15 protein-coding genes and 1 pseudogene are annotated in these 21,970 nt (G+C 66.8%); 10 read left to right on the top strand and 6 right to left on the bottom strand.

Annotation, left to right across the window (positions count from 1 at the left end; translation table 11 throughout):
* Nucleotides 1–81: 81 nt before the first annotated feature.
* Nucleotides 82–1,437, bottom strand: coding sequence for a dicarboxylate/amino acid:cation symporter (locus AC1RSI_RS05645; RefSeq protein ID WP_419178340.1), 1,356 nt, complete (start codon nt 1,435–1,437; stop codon nt 82–84).
* Between the two features lie 242 nt (nt 1,438–1,679).
* Between AC1RSI_RS05645 and AC1RSI_RS05650 the strand changes: the two genes are divergently transcribed.
* Nucleotides 1,680–3,521, top strand: a complete 1,842-nt coding sequence (locus AC1RSI_RS05650; RefSeq protein ID WP_447941618.1) for a sensor histidine kinase — start codon at nt 1,680–1,682, stop codon at nt 3,519–3,521.
* On the top strand, nt 3,521–4,855 hold the full coding sequence (locus AC1RSI_RS05655) for a sigma-54-dependent transcriptional regulator (protein WP_008258643.1): 1,335 nt from the start codon (nt 3,521–3,523) through the stop codon (nt 4,853–4,855). Before AC1RSI_RS05650 ends, AC1RSI_RS05655 begins: the two co-directional genes overlap by 1 nt.
* Before the next feature lie 32 nt (nt 4,856–4,887).
* On the opposite strand, the gene AC1RSI_RS05660 is transcribed toward AC1RSI_RS05655, so the two are convergent.
* A complete protein-coding gene (locus AC1RSI_RS05660) occupies nt 4,888–7,404 on the bottom strand; it encodes an ATP-binding protein (protein WP_492322663.1) in 2,517 nt (838 codons plus the stop codon).
* Nucleotides 7,405–7,600: 196 nt separating this feature from the next.
* Between AC1RSI_RS05660 and rpsT the strand changes: the two genes are divergently transcribed.
* The 5 genes from rpsT to gyrB all read left to right on the top strand — a co-directional run bounded on the left by rpsT (nt 7,601) and on the right by gyrB (nt 14,835).
* Nucleotides 7,601–7,870, top strand: a complete 270-nt coding sequence (rpsT, locus tag AC1RSI_RS05665) for a 30S ribosomal protein S20 (RefSeq protein ID WP_008262250.1) — start codon at nt 7,601–7,603, stop codon at nt 7,868–7,870.
* 456 nt (nt 7,871–8,326) lie between these two features.
* Nucleotides 8,327–9,787, top strand: a complete 1,461-nt coding sequence (dnaA, locus tag AC1RSI_RS05670) for a chromosomal replication initiator protein DnaA (protein WP_419178339.1) — start codon at nt 8,327–8,329, stop codon at nt 9,785–9,787.
* Nucleotides 9,788–9,938: 151 nt separating this feature from the next.
* Nucleotides 9,939–11,057, top strand: a complete 1,119-nt coding sequence (dnaN, locus tag AC1RSI_RS05675) for a DNA polymerase III subunit beta (RefSeq protein WP_154726893.1) — start codon at nt 9,939–9,941, stop codon at nt 11,055–11,057.
* Nucleotides 11,058–11,142: 85 nt separating this feature from the next.
* Nucleotides 11,143–12,264 (top strand): DNA replication/repair protein RecF, encoded by a 1,122-nt coding sequence (gene recF, locus AC1RSI_RS05680; RefSeq protein ID WP_447941186.1) that lies wholly within the window; start codon nt 11,143–11,145, stop codon nt 12,262–12,264.
* 144 nt (nt 12,265–12,408) lie between these two features.
* Complete coding sequence (gyrB, locus tag AC1RSI_RS05685) at nt 12,409–14,835, top strand: DNA topoisomerase (ATP-hydrolyzing) subunit B (protein WP_154726870.1); 2,427 nt, start codon at nt 12,409–12,411, stop codon at nt 14,833–14,835.
* A 304-nt stretch (nt 14,836–15,139) separates the two neighbouring features.
* Here gyrB and AC1RSI_RS05690 read toward each other — a convergent pair whose 3' ends face one another.
* Complete coding sequence (locus AC1RSI_RS05690) at nt 15,140–15,484, bottom strand: hypothetical protein (RefSeq protein ID WP_008263127.1); 345 nt, start codon at nt 15,482–15,484, stop codon at nt 15,140–15,142.
* Between AC1RSI_RS05690 and AC1RSI_RS05695 the strand changes: the two are divergent.
* A pseudogene (locus AC1RSI_RS05695) lies at nt 15,402–15,575 on the top strand (IS110 family RNA-guided transposase); the annotation flags it as partial. The gene AC1RSI_RS05690 and the pseudogene AC1RSI_RS05695 overlap by 83 nt on opposite strands.
* A gap of 311 nt (nt 15,576–15,886) precedes the next feature.
* Here the strand turns inward: AC1RSI_RS05695 and AC1RSI_RS05700 are convergent.
* From AC1RSI_RS05700 to AC1RSI_RS05710, 3 genes are all read right to left on the bottom strand, one after another.
* Complete coding sequence (locus AC1RSI_RS05700) at nt 15,887–17,380, bottom strand: alginate export family protein (RefSeq protein ID WP_197019791.1); 1,494 nt, start codon at nt 17,378–17,380, stop codon at nt 15,887–15,889.
* Nucleotides 17,381–17,482: 102 nt separating this feature from the next.
* A complete protein-coding gene (locus AC1RSI_RS05705) occupies nt 17,483–18,682 on the bottom strand; it encodes an Nramp family divalent metal transporter (protein ID WP_154726871.1) in 1,200 nt (399 codons plus the stop codon).
* Between the two features lie 245 nt (nt 18,683–18,927).
* Nucleotides 18,928–19,878, bottom strand: coding sequence for a dihydrodipicolinate synthase family protein (locus AC1RSI_RS05710; protein WP_008264264.1), 951 nt, complete (start codon nt 19,876–19,878; stop codon nt 18,928–18,930).
* Between the two features lie 130 nt (nt 19,879–20,008).
* On the opposite strand from AC1RSI_RS05710, the gene AC1RSI_RS05715 reads away from it, so the two are divergent.
* Both AC1RSI_RS05715 and AC1RSI_RS05720 read left to right on the top strand, forming a co-directional pair.
* Entirely contained in the window at nt 20,009–21,019 is a 1,011-nt protein-coding gene (locus AC1RSI_RS05715; protein WP_008260005.1) for a LacI family DNA-binding transcriptional regulator, read from the top strand.
* A gap of 12 nt (nt 21,020–21,031) precedes the next feature.
* Nucleotides 21,032–21,775, top strand: coding sequence for a sulfite exporter TauE/SafE family protein (locus tag AC1RSI_RS05720; protein WP_008261729.1), 744 nt, complete (start codon nt 21,032–21,034; stop codon nt 21,773–21,775).
* Nucleotides 21,776–21,970: the final 195 nt, after the last annotated feature.

The raw sequence follows: 21,970 nt of genomic DNA on the forward strand, positions 1-21,970 counted from the left end.
AAATGCGTATCAGCGTTGGGCAAGGCGCCGGATGCAGTACAGGCGCCGCGCTTTCGCGACGGCGCCTGTACAGGAAGGAACTCAGTCGGCGGTGACCAGCTCTTTGTCACCGGGGCCGGCCGCCGGATCGGGCTGGGCCGCGATCGGCTGCGACGGACCGTTCAAGGCCGCGTGCAAGGCGTCCCGGTCCAGTTCGCCCTCCCATCGGGCGACGACGATGGTGGCCACGGCGTTGCCGATGAAGTTGGTCAGGGCCCGGCACTCGCTCATGAACCGGTCGATGCCCAGGATCAGCGCCATGCCCGCGACCGGAACGGTAGGAACCACCGACAGGGTCGCCGCCAGGGTGATGAAGCCCGCGCCGGTGATGCCGGCCGCCCCCTTGGAGGACAGCATGGCGACCAGCAGAAGCAGGATCTGTTGCTGCAAGGTCAGCTCGATGTTCAGGGCCTGGGCGATGAACAGGGCCGCCATGGTCATGTAGATGTTGGTGCCGTCCAGATTGAACGAATAGCCGGTCGGGACGACCAGGCCGACGACCGACTTGGAGGCGCCGGCGCGTTCCATCTTGCTGAGCAACGACGGCAGGGCGGCTTCCGACGAGGAGGTGCCCAGGACCAGCAGCAGTTCCTCCTTCAGATAGCGGATCAGCTTCAGGATGTTGAAGCCGTTGGCCCAGGCGACCAGGCCCAGGATGCCGACCACGAAGATGATGGCGGTGAGGTAGAAGGTGGCGACCAGCGCGGCCAGATTGGCGATGGAGCCGATCCCATATTTGCCGATGGTGAAGGCGAAGGCGCCGAAGGCCCCGATGGGCGCGGCCTTCATCAGGATGGCCACCAGCTTGAAGAAGGCGTGGCTGATCGATTCCAGGAAGCTCAGCACCGGCTTGCCCACATCGCCGACCAGGGCCAGGGCCAGGCCGAACAGCACCGAGACGAACAGGACCTGAAGGATATTGCCCTCGGAGAAGGCGGAAACCATCGTGTCCGGGATGATGCCCATCAGGAAGCCGGTGATGGTCGTCTCATGCGCCTGTTCCGAATATTTGGCGACGGCGCCGACATCCAAGGTGGCCGGATCGATGTTCAGGCCGCGTCCCGGCTGGACCAGGTTGGCGATGATCAGGCCGACGATCAGGGCCAGGGTCGAGAAGGTCAGGAAATAGGCGAAGGCCTTGGCCGCCACGCGCCCCACGCGGCCGAGGTCGCTCATGCCGGCGATGCCGGTGACGATGGTCAGGAAGATGACCGGGGCGATGATCATCTTCACCAGCTTGATGAAGGCGTCGCCCAGCGGCTTGAGGCTTTCGCCGAAGCTGGGCCAGAAATGGCCGATGATCGCGCCGGCCACGATGGCGGTCAGAACCTGGAAATACAGATGCCGGTAAAAGGGCCGACGCACGGCCGGTTCTGCGGTGGAGGGAAGCGCGATCACGGAAGGCTCCTGTCACTGCGGGACCATCCCGCGGTTTCCTCGACGGGCCCCACGTCTGCGGCGAGGCTCCGAGGTCCAGTGTCCGGCAGGGTGAAGCCGCTTCCAAACCCCTTCGAAAGACAGTCTAGAAGGCTGTTTTTTCAGCATAATATTCCCACGATACGTCGAGAGCCGGGATCGACAGTGCGGCTGGACGCACAAGGTGATGGCCTAGTCGTGCGAAATGTCGCACAGATAGGCGTATGACTCGTTCATCGCCGCCCCTGACTATCGAAGGACTTTCGAGTATCGCTCGACAGCCCTGGATTCTGCTGACGCTTGGCTGGCTGGCGGCGAGCGCCGTGCTGGCGGGCGTCGCGGGCGAGGCCGCGCGGCGCGATGCGACCGGCGAACTGGAACGCCAGGCGACGGCCGGCGCCGCCCTGCACGCTGCCGTGCTGCGCAGCGAACTGGACAAGCAGCGCGCCATCCCCATCGTCCTGGCCGGCGATCCCGATGTGGCCGCCCTGCTGACCACGCCCAGCGCCCAGGCCGTGAACGGGGTGGACCGCAAGCTGGAGCGGCTGGCGTCCCAGACCCGCGCCGCCGTCATCTATGTGCTGGACGCGCGGGGCCTGACCCTGGCGTCCAGCAACTGGCGGGCCTCGACCAGTTTCGTCGGTTCGCGCTACGAGTTCCGGCCCTATTTCATCAATGCGATGCGCGACGCCGAAGGCGAGTTCTACGCCCTGGGCACCCGCAGCGGCCGACCCGGCCTCTATCTGTCGCGCCGTGTGGACTCAGCGGACGGCGCGCCCCTGGGCGTGGTTGTGCTGAAGGTCGAGTTCGACGACCTGGAGGCCGAATGGCGCGGCTCGGGCGAACCCGCCTGGGTGGCGGATCCCGGCGGCGTCGTCCTGGTCACCAGCATCCCGGAATGGCGCTTCCGCACGACCGAACCGATGGACGAGCGACGGCGTCGCCTCAGCCTGACCGACCTCACCCTCCACCCCGGCGCCCTGTCCCCCCTGCCCTTCCGGACGCCGAACGGCGACCGGCCCCGGCTGGTGCGGACGGCCGTCGGCGACGGCCGTCCGCAGACATGGGTGCATTCGGAGACGGATACGGCCGCGCCCGGCTGGACCCTGCATCTGCTGACGCCCGAACGGGGGGTGATCGGGGCGGCGGTGGCGGGCGCGCGCGGCCTGGCCCTGTTGATCACCAGCCTTCTGGCCCTGGGCGTGGCCGTGCTGCTGCGCCGGCGTCATCTGGCCCGCGCCAAGGCTCAGGCGGAGGAAGAAGGCCGGCTGGAGCTGGAGCGCCGCATCCACGAACGCACGCGCGAACTGCACGACGCCAATCTGGCCCTGAACCGCCAGATCGAGGAGCGCCGCCGCGCCGAGGCCGCGCGGGAGCTGCTGCGCGACGAACTGGTGCAGGCCAGCAAACTGGCCGCCCTGGGCCAGATCGTCGCCAGCGTGGCGCACGAGATCAACCAACCCGTCGCCGCCATCCGGACCTATGCAGAGACCGCGAAACTGTTGCTGAGCCGCGACCAGCCCGACAAGGTCGGAGACGTGCTTCAGCGCATCGGCGGTCTGACCAAACGGATCGGCGCCATCACCCAGGATCTGCGGCTGTTCTCACGCAAGGCCACGCCGACCATCGACGCCATCCGGCTGGAGGACGCCATCCAGGGCGGGCTGGAACTGACGCGCGGGCGGGTGGAGGAACGCGGGGTCAGACTGGAGCGGATCGGCGACGGCGACGTGCAGGTCCGCGCCCACCAGTTCCGTCTGGAACAGGTCATCGTCAATCTGATCAAGAACGCCGCCGAGGCGATGGAAGGCCAGACCGACGCCCGCCTGACCCTGGCCGTGGCGCGCGACGGCGAGCGGGTGCGGCTGATCTTCGCCGACAACGGGCCCGGCGTGGCGCCCGATGTGGCGCGCCAGCTGTTCACGCCCTTCGTCACCACCCGCGCCAACGGCCTGGGCCTGGGGCTGGTCATCTGCCGCGACATCGTCGCCAGTTTCGGGGGCGAGCTGGATCTGGTCCCCGCCGAACGGGGCGCGACCTTCGTCGCCGTCCTGAAGGCCGCCTGATGCGCCCGCCCCTGCCGCAGACCGTCGCCCTGATTGAGGACGACGCCGACTTTCGCCAGGCCCTGGTCGAACGCCTGACGCTTGAAGGACTGGAGGTGCGCGCCTTCACGGCGGCCGAGCCCGCCCTGAAGGCGCTGGACGCAGACTTCCCGGGCGTGGTCGTGACCGACCTGAGGATGCCGGGCATGGACGGCCGCCAGTTGCTGACGCGGCTGCAGGCCCTGGACACGAGTCTGCCGGTCATCATGATCACCGGCCACGGCGACATCGCCGACGCCGTGGCCGCCATGCACGACGGCGCCTATGATTTCGTCGCCAAGCCCTTTCCGTTCGAGCGGCTGCAGGACAGCCTGAACCGGGCGCTGGAGAAGCGCAGTCTGGTGCTGGAGAACCGCCGCCTGGTCGCCATGGCCGCCGAAGGCGGGCACGAACTGCCGCTGGCCGGATCGTCGCGCGCCATCACGGCGCTGCGGGCCACCATCGCCCAGATCGCCGACGCCCGAATGGACGTGCTGATCGAAGGCGAGACCGGGGTCGGCAAGGAGGCGGTCGCGCGCGCCCTGCACAACGGGGGCCGGCGCCGGCTGGCGCCCTTCGTCGCCGTCAACTGCGGCGCCCTGCCCGACGGCCTGATCGAGAGCGAACTGTTCGGGCATGAACTGGGCGCCTTCGCCGGGGCCATGCGGCGACGGGTGGGACATGTGGAGCGCGCCCACAACGGCTCGCTGTTTCTCGACGAGGTCGAGAGCATGCCCCTGGCGGTCCAGGTCAAGATGCTGCGGGTGCTGGAGGAGCGGGAGATCCATCCGATCGGCGCCAACGAGCCCCGGGTGCTGGACCTGCGCATCCTCGCCTCGGCCAAGATCGACCTCAGCGAGGCGGCGCGGCGCGGCGATTTCCGCGAAGATCTCTATTATCGCCTGAACGTGGTGCGGCTGCGCGTGCCGCCGCTGCGTGAGCGGCGCGAGGACATCCCCCTGCTGTTCGCCCATTTCCTGCGTCGCGCCGCAGACCGCCACGGCGTCGAGCCGCCGAGCGTGACCGACGGCGTCCGCCGCCGTCTGCTGGAAGAGGACTGGCCCGGCAATATCCGCGAACTGGCCCATTTCGCCGAACGCGTCGTCCTGGGCCTGGACGAGGGGTCCGGCGGCGCCGAGGCCGATCTGAGCCTGCCGGACCGGATGCATCGTTTCGAGGGCGAACTGCTGCGCGGCGCGCTGCAGACCCATAGGGGCGACATCGTCTCGGTGCTGGAAGAGATGCGGATTCCGCGCAAGACCCTGTACGACAAGCTGCAGCGCCACGGACTGAAACCCGCCGACTTCCGCGCCTGACCCTCAAGCGGCGCCCCCTCAAGCAGCCCCCCTCAAGCAGCGACGGGGTTTTCCCGCCGTTCAGCCGCAGCCAGGGCCGCCGCCACGCCGTCGAGCAGACCGACCAGGGTGATCGGCTTGGACAGGTGGCCGTCTGCGCCTGCAACCCGTCCCGCTTCCACATGGTCGGGCAGGGCGTTGGCGGTCAGCATGATGATCGGCGTGCGCACGCGGTTCTCCCCGGTCTCCAGGGCGCGAATGGCGGCGGTGGCCGTCAGGCCGTCCATCACCGGCATCTGCATGTCCATCAGCACCATGTCGAAGCCGCCCTTTCGGAAGGCCTCCACGGCCTGCCGCCCGTCCTCGACCGCCACCAGTTCGGTCGGCATGTCGGCCAGCATGATCTCGACGACCTTGCGGTTCGCCGGATGATCGTCGGCCAGCAGGATCCGCGCAGGGAAGGCGCGCGCGTCGGTCTCGCCGGCGTCGCCCGGGCCGAAGGGCGCGGATGGCGACTGGACGCCCCCCACCCTGGTCAGTGGGATTTCGAACCAGAAGTCGGCGCCCTCGTCCGGCCGGCCGTCGCAATCCAGCACGCCGCCCATCAGCGCGACCAGGTCTCGCGAAATGGCCAGGCCCAGGCCCGTGCCGCCGAACCGGCGGGTAATGGAGCCGTCGGCCTGCTGGAAGCGATTGAAGATCCGCCCCTTCTGGCCCGCATCAAAGCCGCAGCCGGTGTCGCTCACCGTGAACCGGACCCGATCTTCATCCACCGCGACGGCGGCGACGACGACGGATCCCGTTTCCGTGAACTTCAAGGCGTTGGAGATCAGGTTCGACAGGACCTGGCGCACCCGGACCACGTCGCCCTCGACGGCGCCTTCGATGGTCGGCTCGACCTCAACCCGCAGGGCGACGCCCTTTTCATCGGCGCGCGGCCGGTAGAGGGCCGCCGCGCCGCGCACCGTGTCGCCCAGATCAAAGACCGACCGTTCCAGAACGATCTGGCCCGCCTCGATCTTGGACGTGTCCAGAATGTCGGACAGCAGCCGTTCCAGGGTCACGGCCGAGGACCGGATCACTTCGACCATCTCGCGTTCACGCGGCTCCAGCCCGGCGCGCGACAAGGCGTCGGCCATGGCCACGACCCCGTTCAGGGGCGTGCGGATCTCGTGGCTCATATTCGCCAGGAATTCCGACTTGGACCGGCTGGCTTCTTCCGCGCGGCGACGGGCGATGCGCAGATCCCGGGCCTGGCTTCCCATCCACAACAGGGCGGCCAAGGCCGACAGGATGAAGATTGCGGCGATGGTCAGGATCAAGCCCTGCAATCTTTTGTTCGAGCGCGCGGTCTCCAACTGGGCGCGACGTTCGGTCAGCTTGTGCTGCATGTCGCCGGTGACCTGGCGGATCCCTCCGCTGAAGACGCGGGCTTCGGCGACGCGCTCGGCGCTGTTGTAGGCGCGAAGCTTGACGTAGGCTTCCGCAGCCCGGCCCTCGGCGAACAGGATCTCGGCCTCGACATGCGCCACCTCCAGCCGCGCTTCCTCTCGGTAGCGGTCTACGGTGATGCGACGGCGGATTTGCGCAAGGTCGCGCCGCGCGGACTCGATCTGTCCGGTCTGGGCGCGGGCGATGGCGCGAGCCGGCAGCAATTGCGTCGACAGGAAGGAGGCGTCCCCCAGGTTCTCGCCATAGGGCGCCAGACATCGCAGCACGTCCTGCGGCGCCTCTGCGGCCTGGGCCACCATGGCGCACAGGCGGGCGTCATAGACCCCCAGGCTGGGCAGGCCTGCGCGCAGCGTCAGCCGGTGATGAACCTGATACAGGCGTTTCGCCTGTTCGACATCGCCCAATTGGGTCGATAGCCGGGCCAGATTGTAGACGGCGTCGAAGTCCGGCCGGGGATAGTCCGGATTGGCCAAGTCGATCTCGAACCGCCCGAAGGCGGCGGTGGCCCCATCAATGTCGTTCAGCCTCATCAGGCCGATGCCGGTCATTTCCCACAGGCCCGCCTGCGCAATCCGAGCATAGGCGTCGCCCTCGGGGATCAAGGCGTCGGCGTCGGTCAGCAGCTTCAGCCCCTCACCGATCTGATCGCGATCCATCAGGGCCAGCGCCCACAGTCGGGTGGCGTGCGTGCGCGCGAACCAGTCGGGCTCCATCGACGCGAGCCGGCGCATCTCGTCGGCGGCGGCCGTCTCGCCCTCGTCGTACCGCAGGGCCAGGGCGTTCAGCCGGGCGATCTGGATATAGCGGTGGGAGCCCTGGTGACGCGCGCCTTCCATGAGCCGGTCGTTCCAGATCCTGGCCGTGTCGAACTCGCCCTGGTTCAGAAATATCCAGGCGACATGATAGAGGCGTTGCAGACCTTCGCGGTCGTTACGGCGTATCGCCTCGCGGCCGAACGCCTCAAGCGCCCTGAAATCCGTCGTCCCGGCCCTCCGTTCGACAGCCTCTGCCAGTTGAAGGGGCGTCCGCGATTGCGCCGCAGGCTGAGCTGAGACGTCATGTACGAAAAACGCCGACAGGACGAGGGCGAGGGCAAAGGCTGCGGCTTTTATAGGCATACGGCTTCCGATCTGATCGGAAGCTGCCATGTTTTGGTTGAATAAGGTTTATCGACCCGGTGCGGGTTGCACCTCACCTGACCTTTGTCGGAACTGCGCGTTGACCACCCCCGGGCTTTCGGCTATAGGCCCGCCCTCTTGAGATTTCCGCGCCGTGGACGTGTGCTCCGCGGCGTTTTCCGTTCGAAGGTTTGAAATGGCTAACAACCCCGGCGCCCGCAAGGCGATCCGCAAGATCGAAGCGCGGACCGAAGTGAACAAGGCGCGCCGCTCGCGCGTCCGCACCTATCTGCGCAAGTTCCAAGAAGCTCTGGCCGGCGGCGACGCCACGGCCGCCAAGACCGCCTTCGTGGAAGCCCAATCCGAGCTGATGCGCGCCGTCTCCAAGGGCGTCGTTCACAAGAACACCGGCTCGCGCAAGGTGTCGCGTCTGGCCGCCCAGCTGAAGAAGCTGTCGGCCGCCTAAATCCTTTATGGATTTCCCGGATACGGAACGGCTGTCGCTGTTCCGTTACGGGATTTTGCAGACTTTTCAACGGCGAAGGGGCATATGCTCCTTCGCCGTTTTGCGTTTGGCCGTTAACCCTCTCTACGCAGGAATACGGACTTCGGGGCGCCTGGAAGGCGAATTTCTCAAGCAGGATTAGCGTTTGACGGAGTCAAACAATTTAACTGCGAATCGACCAACGAATCAGCGTTGACCCAACCGGCTCGCAGCGTAAGTTTTGGCCTCTAACGCACTTCCATCCCAACACGGATGAAGACGGCGCGGGACGATAGTTTCGCGTTGGCGGGAGATGTCTGTCCAGGAGCTCGGCCCCGCCCGAAAAGCATCGCTTTTCGGGGCAGGAGAAGTCGTCCCTGAACCGTCGCCCTGAAGTGCCGAAGGTCGGAATGGTTTTTTGAAGCGGGTGGCGAAAAAATGGTTGGGGGTGCGACGGCGATGGCAGGCGGCGTGAACGGATCGAACATGACGGATCCGGATCGCATCTGGAATGAGGCCTCGGTGCGCCTGCGCGCCGAGATCGGCGACGGCCCCTTCTCGTCCTACATCGCCCCTTCCGCCGTTCGCGTGGATTCCTCCGGCCAGCTGATCCTGGTCACGCCCACCGCCTATGCCCGAGACTGGGTCCGCAAGAACGCCCTGCGTCGCATGAACGAGCTGTGGCTGGGCCTGGACGGCCTGAACCGCCGCCTGGACGTGCGCTGCCGCGCCGAGGTGGGCTCGGCCCCTCCGGCCTCGGCCGTGATCGCGGGCAATGTCCTGGACGCCACACCGCGTCTGGCGGCCTTCGCCAGCCCGACCGTGCCCCCCATCGCCGACGGCGCCCGCGCCGTGCGCGCCGCCGGCCTTCAGGACCGCCTGACCTTCGACAGCTTCGTGGAGGGCCAGGGCAACGCCTTCGCCCTGGCCATCGCCAAACAGGTGGCCAGCTGGGCCGACGGCCACTTCAACCCGGTCTTCTTCTGCGGCCCCTACGGCTACGGCAAGACCCACCTGCTGAACGCCATCGCCTGGGAGGCCCAGCGTCTGCGGCCCGAGGCCAAGGTGGTCTATCTGACCGCCGAACGCTTCCTGTCGACCTTCGTCAAGGCGATGCAGGACCGATCGACCGCCGCCTTCAAGGAAAGCCTGCGCTCGGCCGACATGCTGCTGCTGGACGACGTCCAGTTCGTCGGCGGCAAGACCTCGACCCAGGAAGAACTGCTGTCGACCCTGACCGCCCTGATCGAGGACGGCAAACGGATCGTCTTCTCGGCCGACCGCGCGCCCATGGCCCTGACCGAGGTCGAGCCGCGCCTGCGCAGCCACCTGGCCGCCGGCCTGACCTGCCCGGTCGAGGCGGGCGACCGCGAGCTGAAGATCGCCGTGGCCCAGAACCGTCTGAAGGCCCTGTCGGCCCTGGGCGTCGTCCAGGGCGAGGCCGCGCCCGAGGTGCTGGCCCAGCTGGTGGATCGCACGCCGGGCTCGATGCGCGAGCTTGAGGGCGCCGTGAACACCCTGGCCGCCGCCGCCGGTTCGCGTCTGGCGACCGTCTCGGTGGACGAGGCCTCGATCCTGCTGGGCGCCGCCCTGCGCGGCGGCCCCGAGCGCCGCATCACCGTGGACGAGATCCAGAAGACGGTGGCCGACCACTTCAACCTGAAACAGGCCGACCTGCTGAGCGAGCGCCGCACCCGTTCGGTGGCCCGCCCGCGCCAGATGGCCATGTATCTGTGCAAGCAGCACACGACCCGCTCCTATCCCGACATCGGCCGTCGCTTCGGCGGTCGCGATCACACCACCGTCCTGCACGGCGTGCGCAAGATCGAGGAGCTGATGGCCCAGGACGACCAGATCGCCCGCGACGTCGAGGCCCTGACCCGCAAGCTGCGGGGCTGAACAATCTCCCTCCCCCATGAAGGGGGCGGGAGAAACAGAAATCTGTGAACGGCTTCCGTCGCCTTCCTTGCTCCTTGCGCCCAATCCGCTAGTGTCCAAGGCCCTCTATCGCGGCGCTCCAGCCTGAGTCGCCGCATCCGGGCGAGACGACATGCAACTGACCATCGAACGATCCGCGCTCCTGAAGGCCCTGGGCCATGTGCAGAGCGTCGTCGAACGCCGAAATACCATCCCGATCCTGTCCAACGTCCTGCTCAGCGCAGGCCGAGACCGGCTGGCCTTTGCAGCCACCGACCTGGACATGGAGATGGTGGACGAGGCCGAGGCGACGGTGAACGTCGAGGGCCAGATCACCGCCCCCGCCCACACCCTGTACGAAATCGTGCGCAAGCTGCCGGAAGGCGCCGAGGTGTCGCTGCTCTATTCGGGCGACGATCCCAGGCTGGTGGTCTCGGCCGGGCGGTCGCGCTTCAACCTGCCGGTCCTGCCGGCGGGCGACTTCCCCATCATGTCCACTGACAGCGCCGGCGCCTCCTACGTCATGCCCAAGGAAGACCTGGCGCGGCTGATCGACAAGACCCGGTTCGCCGTCTCGACCGAAGAGACCCGCTATTATCTGAACGGCCTGTATCTGCACACGGTGGCCGAGGCCGGCGTCGCCCTGCTGCGCGCCGTGGCCACCGACGGCCACCGCCTGGCCCTGGCCGAGACCCCGGCGCCCGAGGGCGCGGCCGGCGGCCCCGGCGTCATCGTGCCGCGCAAGACGGTGGATCAGGTCCGCCGCCTGCTGGACGACGCCGCCGGCCCGGTCGAGATCACCGTCTCGGCCCAGAAGATCCGCTTCCAGATGGGTGAGGCGTCCCTGACCTCCAAGGTCATCGACGGCGCCTTCCCCGACTATCTGCGCGTCATTCCCAAGGGCAATGACAAACAGGCCGACATCGACAACGCCCTGTTCGCCAAGGCCGTGGACCGGGTCGCCACCATCTCGGCCGAGAAGAGCCGTTCGGTGAAACTGGCCTTCGACAACGACCGGGTGAAGCTGACCGTCCGCAACATGGAAGCCGGCCAGGCCGAGGAAGAGGTCGAAATCGGCTATTCCGACGAGCCGTTCGAGATCGGCTTCAACGCCCGTTACCTGCTGGACGTCGCCGGCCAGATCACCGGCGAAAACGCCGCCTTCCGCTTCGCCGACCCGGCCTCGCCGACCCTGGTGCTCGATCCGGGCGATCCCGGCGTGCAGTATGTGCTGATGCCGCTGCGGGTGTGATCGAGTGGCGAGTGGCGAGTGATGAGTGGCGAGCACACCTCGCCCTGCTTTCCTCGCCACTCGCCACTCGCCACTCGTCACTTCCTTGATCACCTCCCTCACCCTCACCGACTTCCGCTCCTATGCGGGCGCACGGCTGGAGCTCGCCTCCGGCCCGGTGGTGCTTCACGGCCCGAACGGGGCGGGAAAGACCAATCTGCTGGAGGCCGTCAGCCTGCTGACCCCCGGCAAGGGGCTGCGGGGCGCGACCGCCGCCGAGATGGGCCGGCGCGAGCCCGGCGAGGCGGTGGGCCGCGCCTGGGCCGTCATGGTGGAACTGGACGACGAGACGCGGCTGGGCACCGGCGTCCAGACGGCGGGCGCGGCGCGGCGCATCGTCCGCATCGACGGCGAGACGGCCCAGCCGGGTCGGCTGCTGGACTATCTGCGACCCGTCTGGGCCACGCCCGAGCAGGACCGACTGTTCTCCGACGCCCGGGCCGAGCGGCTGAAATTCTTCGACCGGCTGGTGTTCGCCGCCGATCCCGACCACGCCGCCGCCGTCTCCGCCTACGAGAAAGCCCTGCGCGAACGCTTGCGGCTGCTGAACGACGCACAGGACGGGCGCGAGGCCGACCCGGTCTGGCTGGACGCCCTGGAGGCCCGGCTGGGCGAGGCCGGCGCCCGCGCGGCCCTGGCCCGCGTCGCCGCCCTGCACGCGCTCCAGGCCGCTATCGACGCCCGCCGCGACCGCCCCTTCCCCCAGGCCGACCTGGGGCTGGACGGTCCCGCCGAACAGATGGCCGAGGATGGGGCCGAAGAAGACGAGATCGCCGCCGCGATCCGCGAGGGCCTGGCCCGCGCCCGCGCCCGCGACGGCGCCGCCGGCCGCTCCCTGTTCGGCCCGCATCGCACCGACCTGACCGCCCTTCACCGCGAGAAGAACCGCCCCGCCGCCGAGGGCTCGTCCGGAGAACAGAAGGCCCTGGTCCTGAACCTGATCCTGGCCCAGATCAGCCGCCTGTCACACCAGTCGGCCCGCCCCGTCCTGCTGCTGGATGAGGCCCCCGCCCACCTGGACGAAGCCCGCCGCGCCGCCCTGTTCGACGAGATCGTCGCCCTGGACCTGCAAGCCTTCATGACCGGCACCGAACGCAGCCTGTTCGCCGGCCTGGACGGCCGCGCGCAGTTCGTGCGCGTCGCCGGTGGAGCGCTGGAGAGCGACTAGGATTCCGGCACGGAATTCCTCGCTTTTTCGTCGGAAATTCCTATATGTTGCGGGCTTCGATGCGGTGCGATCCCGTCGTCGATTCGAGCGCCCGACGCGGCGCTCAATCCCCGTCCCGGTCGGGACTTCAGAGCTACAGATTTCATGACCGATCCGATTGCCGAAATGCCCGAATACGGCGCCGATTCCATCAAGGTTCTCAAAGGCCTGGACGCGGTGCGCAAACGTCCCGGCATGTATATCGGCGACACGGACGACGGCTCCGGCCTGCACCACATGGTCTATGAGGTGGTGGACAACGCCATCGACGAGGCCCTGGCCGGCCACGCCGACCTGGTTCAGGTCATCCTGAACGCCGACGGATCGGTCACCGTGACCGACAATGGCCGAGGCATTCCCACCGGCATCCACGAAGGCGAAGGCGTTTCGGCGGCCGAGGTCATCATGACCCAGCTGCACGCCGGCGGTAAGTTCGACCAGAACTCCTACAAGGTCTCGGGCGGTCTGCACGGCGTGGGCGTGTCGGTGGTCAACGCCCTGTCCGACTGGCTGGAGCTGAAGATCTATCGCGACGGCAAGGCGCACCAGATGCGGTTCGAGCGCGGCGACACGGTCAAGTCGCTGGTGATCACCGGCGACGCCCCGATCCGCGAGGACACCGGCAAGCCGCTGAGCGGCACCGAAGTCACCTTCTATCCGTCGGTCACGACCTTCAGCCACATCGACTTCGATCTGAAGACGCTGGAACACCGGCTGCGGGAACTGGCCTTCCTGAACTCGGGCGTGGTCATCAAACTGGCCGACCAGCGCAGCGCCGAGCCGACCGAAACCATCCTGCACTACGAGGGCGGGGTCGAGGCCTTCGTGCGCCACCTGGACAAGTCCAAGGCGCCGATCCTGAAGGACGTCATCGTCATTCGCGGCAAGAAGGAAGGGATCGAGCTGGATCTCGCCCTGTGGTGGAACGACTCCTATCACGAGACCATGCTGTGCTTCACCAACAACATCCCCCAGCGGGATGGAGGCACCCACCTGTCGGCCTTCCGCGCCAGCCTGACGCGCGTCATGGGCGGCTATATCGAGAGCTCGGGCGCCGGCAAGAAGGAGAAGGTCTCCGTCACCGGCGAAGACGCCCGCGAAGGCCTGACCTGCGTCCTGTCGGTCAAGGTGCCGGATCCCAAGTTCAGCAGCCAGACCAAGGACAAGCTGGTCTCGTCGGAAGTGCGCCCGGCCGTCGAGGCCCTGTGCTCCGAGGGGCTGGCCCAATGGTTCGAGGAACACCCGGTCGAGGCCAAACAGGTCGTCGCCAAGATCATCGAGGCGGCGTCCGCGCGTGAAGCCGCGCGCAAGGCCCGCGATCTGACGCGCCGCAAGTCGGCGCTGGAGATCAGCAGCCTGCCGGGCAAGCTGGCCGACTGCCAGGAGCGGGATCCCGCCAAGTCCGAACTGTTCATCGTCGAGGGCGATTCCGCCGGCGGCTCGGCCAAACAGGCGCGCAACCGCGAGAACCAGGCCGTCCTGCCGCTGCGCGGCAAGATCCTGAACGTCGAGCGGGCGCGCTTCGACCGGATGTTGTCGTCGGACCTGATCGGCACCCTGATCCTGGCCCTGGGCACCGGCATCGGCCGCGACGACTTCAACGCCGACAAGCTGCGCTATCACAAGATCATTCTGATGGCGGACGCCGACGTCGACGGCGCCCACATCCGCACCCTGCTGCTGACCTTCTTCTATCGGCAGATGCCGGAGCTGATCACGCGCGGCCACGTCTATATCGCCCAGCCGCCCCTCTATAAGGTCTCCAAGGGCAAGCAGTCTCGCTACCTGAAAGACCAGGCCGAGATGGACGCCTATCTGATCGAGGAGGGCTCGTCCGAGGCCGAGCTGGACCTGTCCACCGGCGAGCGTCGCCTGGGTCTGGACCTGCAGGCCCTGGTGCGCGAGGCCAAGGCCTTCAAGGGCGGCGTCGATCGCCTCAGCCAGCGCGCCCCCGCCTTCGCCATCGAACAGGCGGCCCTGGCCGGCCTGTTCGCCGAAAACGCCGACATGACCCAGGCCTCGGCCGCGGCCGCCGTGCGTCTGAATCTCTATGCCGAAGAAGGCGACGGCGACTGGACCGGCGCGCCGGGCGAACAGGGCGCGGTCGTCTTCACCCGCACCCGTCGCGCGGTGCAGGAAACCATCGTGCTGGAAGAAACCCTGCTGCGTTCGCTGGACGCGCGTCGTCTGGCCGAGCGCGCCGCCGCCTTCGACGGCGTCTTCTCCGCTCCGGCCACCTATCGCCGCAAGGAAAAGTCCACCACCATCCGCGGGCCGCTGGACCTGCTGAACGCGGTGCTGGACGCCGGCAAGAAGGGCCTGGCCATCCAGCGCTACAAGGGTCTGGGCGAGATGAACCCGGAACAGCTGTGGGAGACCACGCTGGACTCCAACGCCCGCACCCTGCTGCAGGTCTCGGTCGAACACGAGGAAGACGCCAACGACCTGTTCGCCAAACTGATGGGCGACGTGGTCGAACCCCGCCGCGAGTTCATCCAGGAAAACGCCCTGGACGCGGCGGTGGACGTCTAAGGAAGACGGCGGCGGTGGTCCGGGTCACTGCAGATGAGACCCGGGCCACAATAGATGAGACTGAAGTCACAGCAAACGAAACTCATCAGCAGAGTGGGGTCGATCATCACCGGCCTACGAGTACAAACCGCTTCACGTCTTCGCTTTCTTCGCCTTCGGTGTCTGTTTTGCGCCCACTTCTGCCCGCGAAAGCTCTTCCTCGGCCGCGAGTAACTATTCGGAGAGCTCCCCGGACAGGGCGCCGGAAAGCACGACCAAGGCGTCGAGTTTCGTACGCGGGCCTGGAGCCAGGCTACCCGCCTCTTCAGGCCTTCGACCGCCCGGTCTTCGCCAGACCGCAGGAAGGTGTGACGATCGCCCGCTCGGGCCCGTCCTCACCAAGGGCATCGCGCGCTGTGTCGAGCCAGGCCTCGTTGACCTCGATGCTCTCGTCCGGGGCCCGTCTCAGACAATAGCGGATCAATTCGAGGGCTGAATCGTCGATCATCGCTGCAAGCTCATCCACTGCCGTCCTTCCTTCGAAGGCCGACTCGCGAACATAGCGCCCTGAGATCGGCAAAGGCGGGTACGCCGCCGCCAACGCCATGCTCATGCGCTCGATCAAATGGTCGAGCCTGAAGGCCTGGGGCATGCGGCTGATGAAGACCAAGGGCCGTCGGCGTGCCATCGTAGCCGTCGCTCGCAAGATCGCTGTCGTCCTGCACCGCATGTGGGTCGATGGCACAGAGTTCCGGCTCGGATCGTCCCGCGCGGACGACGGGATGGATGAAGCCGAAAATGCTTACTGCGCTTCGAGCGCGCCCAAAAGCGAGGCTCTCAAGACCCCGATCCCATGCATGCGTACACCGGCTCCGCTCGCAAGGAGCCATCCAGACTGCGAAGAGAAGCGTGATCGCGTGATCGATCAGGCCGACAACAATCACAAACCAGCTTGCCCCCTACACCCGATTAGAGAAGCGCACATTGTACTTCCGCCGGAAAGCCGACGTTGGCGTCCAACTAAATGCCGCCGGCATGGCGCCCTGGCGAACCTGGTGAACGGCCGCGTCCTTCAAAATCTGAAGTTCACCCAGGCCGTCAGGTAGTCCGAGCTCTCGTAGCCTGCATCCTTGAGCACCGATCCGGCAGCCAGATGCTCATAGCGGGCGATCAAGCTGGTCCTGGGAGAGATCGTGTGCGCCAACTGCAGCTTCCAGACTTCGCCGACGTGGCGGCCCTCGACCACCTCAGTGCCGGCATAGGGCAGGTCGGTGGCCCGATACACGGCGTCGCGTTCCGACGCGCGCCAGGTGAACTGGACCTCGCCCGTAACGCTGGTCTTGCCCTGGCGAACCGTGACGCCTGGCGCGACCGCGATCATGTTCACGGGGTTGAAGACGTTCTGGTAGCTGTAGAAGATCGGCACGCCTTGTGGGGTCAAGGCGTTGCGGATCACGCCGCCATCATAGGCCCCGCCGCCTGAGCCATAGTCGACGCGCAGGCTGATGCGCGGCGCACCCGTTCCCTCCCCCGCACGCATGCTCTGGGTCGTGAAGACCTGCAACGCCTCGATATCGCGATCACCGAAGCGACCGGTCTGACGCGCCAGCGTCCAGTCCAACTGAGCCGGGCCGGCTGCGCCCCACAGACGGGCGCCGACATAGGTTCGCTCCTCCCGCGCCGTCTCGGCGCCCCAGCGACGAGCGTCCTGACGGAAACGCCAGACGAAAGGATCGAGATACAGCTTAGAGCCGCCGAACCAGTCGCTTGGAACCTGAGTGCTGACATTCAGACCGCTGAACCGTCGAGCGTCGTCTGTTCGGTCATCGGAGACGTCTCCTGTCCCCAGGCGGGTCGGATGCAGGTCAAACAGGTCGGCCCGCCAATGCTCGCCCCTCACCCACCCCCGGATTCCATTGAAGGGGGTGAGCAGGGTCGCGCCGTTGCGGGTGCTGATCAGATAGGGTGAGCCGTCGATGAAGAATTGGCGGCCATAGCGGACCCCGACCTCGCGTCCGCCGATCTCTCCCGTCACATCGAAGAACGCCTGGGTGACGGCCAGGTCGTTGCGGATGGCGCCGACCGGATTTCCATAGTTGTCGCCGCCCGCGCCGCCATGCGCCATTTCGCCGAAGACGCGCAGATGACGACCTATGTGCAAATCCGCGCCGCCGACAAGACGCAGGGTGTCCAGCCGCAGGTCCGCACCCTCCCGAAGGCCGGGACTGGTGGTCAGGGCGGTGCGCAGCCGCATCTCGCCCGACAGGCTGAGCCAGACCTCCCCATCCTGCGACAACGGAGTGTATTTCAGCCGATCAAACACGTCCTTGCGCCGCTCCGGGTCGCGCAGGGCGGACCAGTCCTCGGCCCAGCGCGCCTCGGCATAGCCGCCGACGACAGAGCCAACGCCGATGGCGGCGCGAGGATAGGGCGCAGAAGGCTCAGGGGTCTGAGTCACCGCAACGTCTTGGGCCTTCGCGGAGGCCGGCACGGCGGCCAGCGCCAGCAGGGTCAGGGCGGCGCTCCGCCCACGGCGCATCCCGCGCCGGTCTTTACGAACCGTCATGGTCTCGTCTCCCGATGTCTTGGTTTTCGCTACGCCCGCCCCGCCGGACGTCTGTGATCCGGCGGGGAACTCCGGAGAGGAGGCAGGCGCGGGCAAGCGCGATCAGCGCGCGATGACGCCCGTGAGGCTGAGGACCAGCAGGACGCTGGTGGCGAAGATGGAAATCAGGCCCACGGCGGCGAACAGGTTGTGCCACCACCTGTTGCGCAGATCCCCGAGCAGCCTGTTGTTGGCCGTCAGGACCAGCAGAACGCCCAGCATGGGGGCGACCAGCACGGTCATCGCCTGCGCCAGAATGATCAGCTGTATCCGCGAGCCCGGCGCAAACGCCACCACCAGCACACCGAAGAGCAGGACGCATCCCACCAGGAACTTGGTCCGCAGGGAATCGAACGACCCGCCCCAGCCGAGGCCGTCCGACAACAGGGTCCCGCCCGCCGTGGCGTTGGCCAGCATGGAGGAGAAGGCGGCGGCGAAGAAGCCCGTAACGAAGACATAGTAGCCGATCTGACCGGCCAGAGGCTCGAAGACGCTGGCCAGTTGCGGCAGGGTCTCGACGCGCTGTCCGGTATGTCCCAGCACGGCTGCCGCGACCATGATGACCAAGGCCGTCATGATGCCGGGCGCGACGATGCCCGGTATGGTGTCGGACAGGGTCGCATCCGCATATTCATCCCGGCGAATTCCCCGCGCCTTGGTGGCGTAGCTGGTGAAGAAGGCGGCGTTGATCGAGAAGTTGGTGCCGACAAGGGCGACGATCAGCAGTTCGGCGCCCGCCGGGAAGCTGGGCAACACGCCGGACACGCCGGCCGCCCAGTCCGGGCGTGCAAGAAAGGCGCTGCCGACAAAGCCCACGGCCATCAACGCCACCAGCACCAGAAGCGCGCGCTCGACCGTCTTGTAGACATTGCGGACCAGAAGAACGAACCCGACCGCCACGGTGACCAGCAGCGTCCAGAACACCGCGCTGCCGCCGAACAGCATCGATAGGGCCAGACCCGACCCGGCCGCATTGCCGACCGAAAAACACAGGGTGATGAAGAAGACGCCACAGCCGGCCAGCACCCCGACCGGCTTTCCCAGCGTCTGCTTGATTGTGCCGATCATGGACAGGGGCGAGGCGATTCCGACCCGCACGCTCATATCCGTGAAGAAGATCATCAGCACGGTCGAGACCAGGATCACCCAGATCAGGGCGTAACCAAAGGCGCTGCCCGCCTCGATCGCAGAGGTCAGATTGCCAGGGCCGAACTGCCAGGCGCCGGCGATGAAAGCGGGTCCGATCAGCGCCAGCTTGGCCACAAGCGACCGATTCGACGCGACTTTCGGGGGGTGCACGGGTGGAGCCGCGTGCACGACGTCACGATGCGACATGACTTTCCTTTCGGGCGCGGCGATCCTCGGACCGGTCCACGCCTGGCTGTTTCTCCCTTGCACAGTGACGCTTCTTTGGAGTCATCCGTGCGGTGATACGCGTTCCAGGGCCGGTGCGGGACCACCCCGGAAGCAAAAGGTCCTCGCACCCTGCGGCGCGAGGACCCATCAACTCATTCGGCGGCGATGGCCGCGGCGGAGACCGGTCCGATCCCCGCCGCGTCAAAGGCGGCGAAGATTTCCCGCTCCGCCGCTTCGCCCAGATTCTTGAGCGGCTCGCGGATGGTGGCATGGTCGAGCACGCCGCGCTTTACCAGACCCAGTTTGAGGGCGACCGTGCCCTCCATGTGCGAACCCCGATGATAGACGGCCTTGGTCACCGGCAGCAACTGTTCGAAGATGCGGCGCGCCTCGGGATAGTCCTGAGCCTTGCCGGCCTCGATCAACTGAATCAGCAGCTCGGGCGCGATGTTGCCATAACCGACCAGCAAGCCGTCGACGTCGAACATGGTCGGCAGCAGCCATTCGTCATGGCAGGAAAGAACCTGCAGCTCGGGCGCGGCCTTCTTGATCTCGGGGATCTCGGTGTACCAGCGCTTCATGTTGCGTACGCCGTTCTTGGTGGCGACCACGCCCTCCTGAGTGGCGATGTCGATCTGGGTTTGCAGATCATAGGACGCCTTGGTGGCGTCAGGGTATTGGAACAGGATGCACTCCAGGCCGGACTCCTGCCAGATCGCCTTGTAGCGGTCCTGAGGCGCGCCCTTCTGGAAGCCGAACCGCAGCCAGCCGTGGTTCGGATAGACCAAGGCGCCCGTCGCGCCGGCGGCCTTCGAGGCCTTGGCCTCCTGGGCGGCGACGCGGGTGCCCTCACCCGTGACGCCGGCGATGATCGGCACGGCGCCATCGACCGCCTCAGCATAGGTCTCGATCAGCTTCAGGCGCTCTTCGACCGTCAGGAAGGTGCCTTCCCCGGCATGGCCCAGGATGACCAGGCTCTTCACGCCCTTGATCGACACCAGCCATTTGGCCAGCTGCGCATTGGCGGCATAATCGACCTCGCCATCGCGAGTGAAGACTGTGACGGGGGCGGGGCTGAGGCCTCGCAAGTCCATGACGCTCATGATTTCCTCTCTGGGGTTTCTTATGCGTATCGCCAAATAGGGAACGATACCGGGATCGTTCCCACTTTACATCCGGGTTTGGCCGGGTCAAGCGTTCTGGCAGGAGGCGTCATGGAATCAGAGCATCGACATGCGTGAGCGGCGCGGCGAAACGGGCCGCGTGACCATTCTGGACATCGCCCGAGCAACCGGCGTGTCCAAGAGCAGCGTGTCTCGCTTTCTTGACGACCGGTCGCCTTCCAATAGCGAGACGGCTCGTCTGGTCCGTCGCGTGGCGACAGAGCTGGGTTATGTCCGCGATGCCTCGGCCGCCAATCTGCGTCGAGGCTCGACCGGCACGATCGGCGTGATCGTGCCGCGCCTGACCGATACGGTGATGGCGATGTTGTACGAATCCCTCGCGCGCGCAGCAGGCCGCGCCGATCGCTTCACTATCGTCGCCACGAGCAACGACGAGCCGGCCGCAAATCAGCGCGCTGCCGAGATGCTGCTCGCGCGCGGCGTTGACGGACTGGTGCTGGCGACGACGCGGACCGGCGACGGCCTGGCCGACAAGCTGTCGGCCCAGGGCGTGCGCTTCGTCCTCGCCCTGCGCACGGACGGCGTGCATCCGTCATCGGTGGGCGATGACGCTCTGGGCGGCTATCTCGCCGCACGCCACCTCATCGACCTGGGACACCAGCGCATCGGCGTCATCGCCGGGCCCGCCGACACATCCAGCGCAGTGAGCCGGGTCGAGGGCTATCGCCGGGCGATGGAGGAAGCCGGCCTCGTCGTTCAGCCGGAATGGATCGTGCCATCCACCTTCGGCTTGGACGCCGGCCATCTGGCGGCGCGCGAGCTGATGACCCTGGCGTCTCCGCCCACCGCCATCTTCGCGATCAACGACAACACCGCCATGGGCGCCCTGTCGGCGCTGGCCCAACTCGGCGTGTCGGTGCCCGGCGACATCTCGGTGGTGGGCTACAACGACATCCCGATCGTCAGTCACCTGCCCACGCCCTTGACGACGGTGCGCACGCCCTTCGATCAGATCGCCGCCGCTGCGGTGAATCTGCTCCTCGACGGCGAAGATCCGGCCGAGCCGATCATACGGACAGCGCCGACCCTGATCCCAAGGCAATCGACGCGGCGGCTCTAGAGTTTAGATCAGATGGAGTCGACCACACTCGTCCTTGTCGCGGCCGCCTTCTTCGCCGCCGGTTGCGTCAAGGGCGTGTCCGGCATGGGCCTGCCGACGGTCGTGATGGGACTTCTAGGCGCGCTGCTGTCGCCATTGACTGCCGCCAGCCTGGCTACCGTCCCCACCTTCTTGACCAATGTCTGGCAGCTCTTCAGCGGCGGACGCTTGGGGCCTCTGGCAAAACGTTTCGGGCTCATGCTGGCCCTAACGTTCACAGCCACCCTCGCGGGCACAAGTCTGATCGTGAGACTGCAAGCCGCCCAGATCACAGGCGCCCTGGGAGTCGTGCTCGCGCTCTATGCGGCCTATGGCCTATTGGCGCAGCCGTTCAGCCTTTCGCCTCTATGGGAGCGCCGCCTCGCGCCGGTATCGGGTCTTTTCACCGGCGCCATCACGGGCGCGACCGGCGCTGCGGTGGTCCCGCTAGTCCCTTTCCTTCAGTCGCTCGACCTGTCGAAGGACGACCTTGTCCAATCCCTGGGCCTGTCCTTCACAGTCTCAAGCCTGGCTCTGGCGATGGGCCTGGCCTGGCATGGCGCACTGCAAATTGATGTCGGCCTGATCTCCATTGCAGCGACGCTCCCCGCGGTCGTCGGCATGATTGCTGGTCAATCTCTGCGCCGCCGCATATCCCAAGCCCTGTTCCGCCGCCTGTTCTTCATCGCCATCGCCCTGCTTGGTCTAGAAATGGCGACGAGAACCCTTCGTGGCTGAAATGAGGGCGCGGCCTATTCGATGTTTAAAGCAGACAGCACCACTCGCCTGCCTGAATGCGCGTGAAACAGACATTCGGCACCCCGCTTTGAGTCTCATGGCGGACAGCGTCTTTCGATGTGGATCGGCGTGGAAAAGGGACCCCGTTAGCGGTGTGATCGGCGTCGAATAAGGACCCCTCATTCCTGAGGTCTA

The organism is Brevundimonas sp. GW821-FHT10E09, assembly GCF_058809375.1.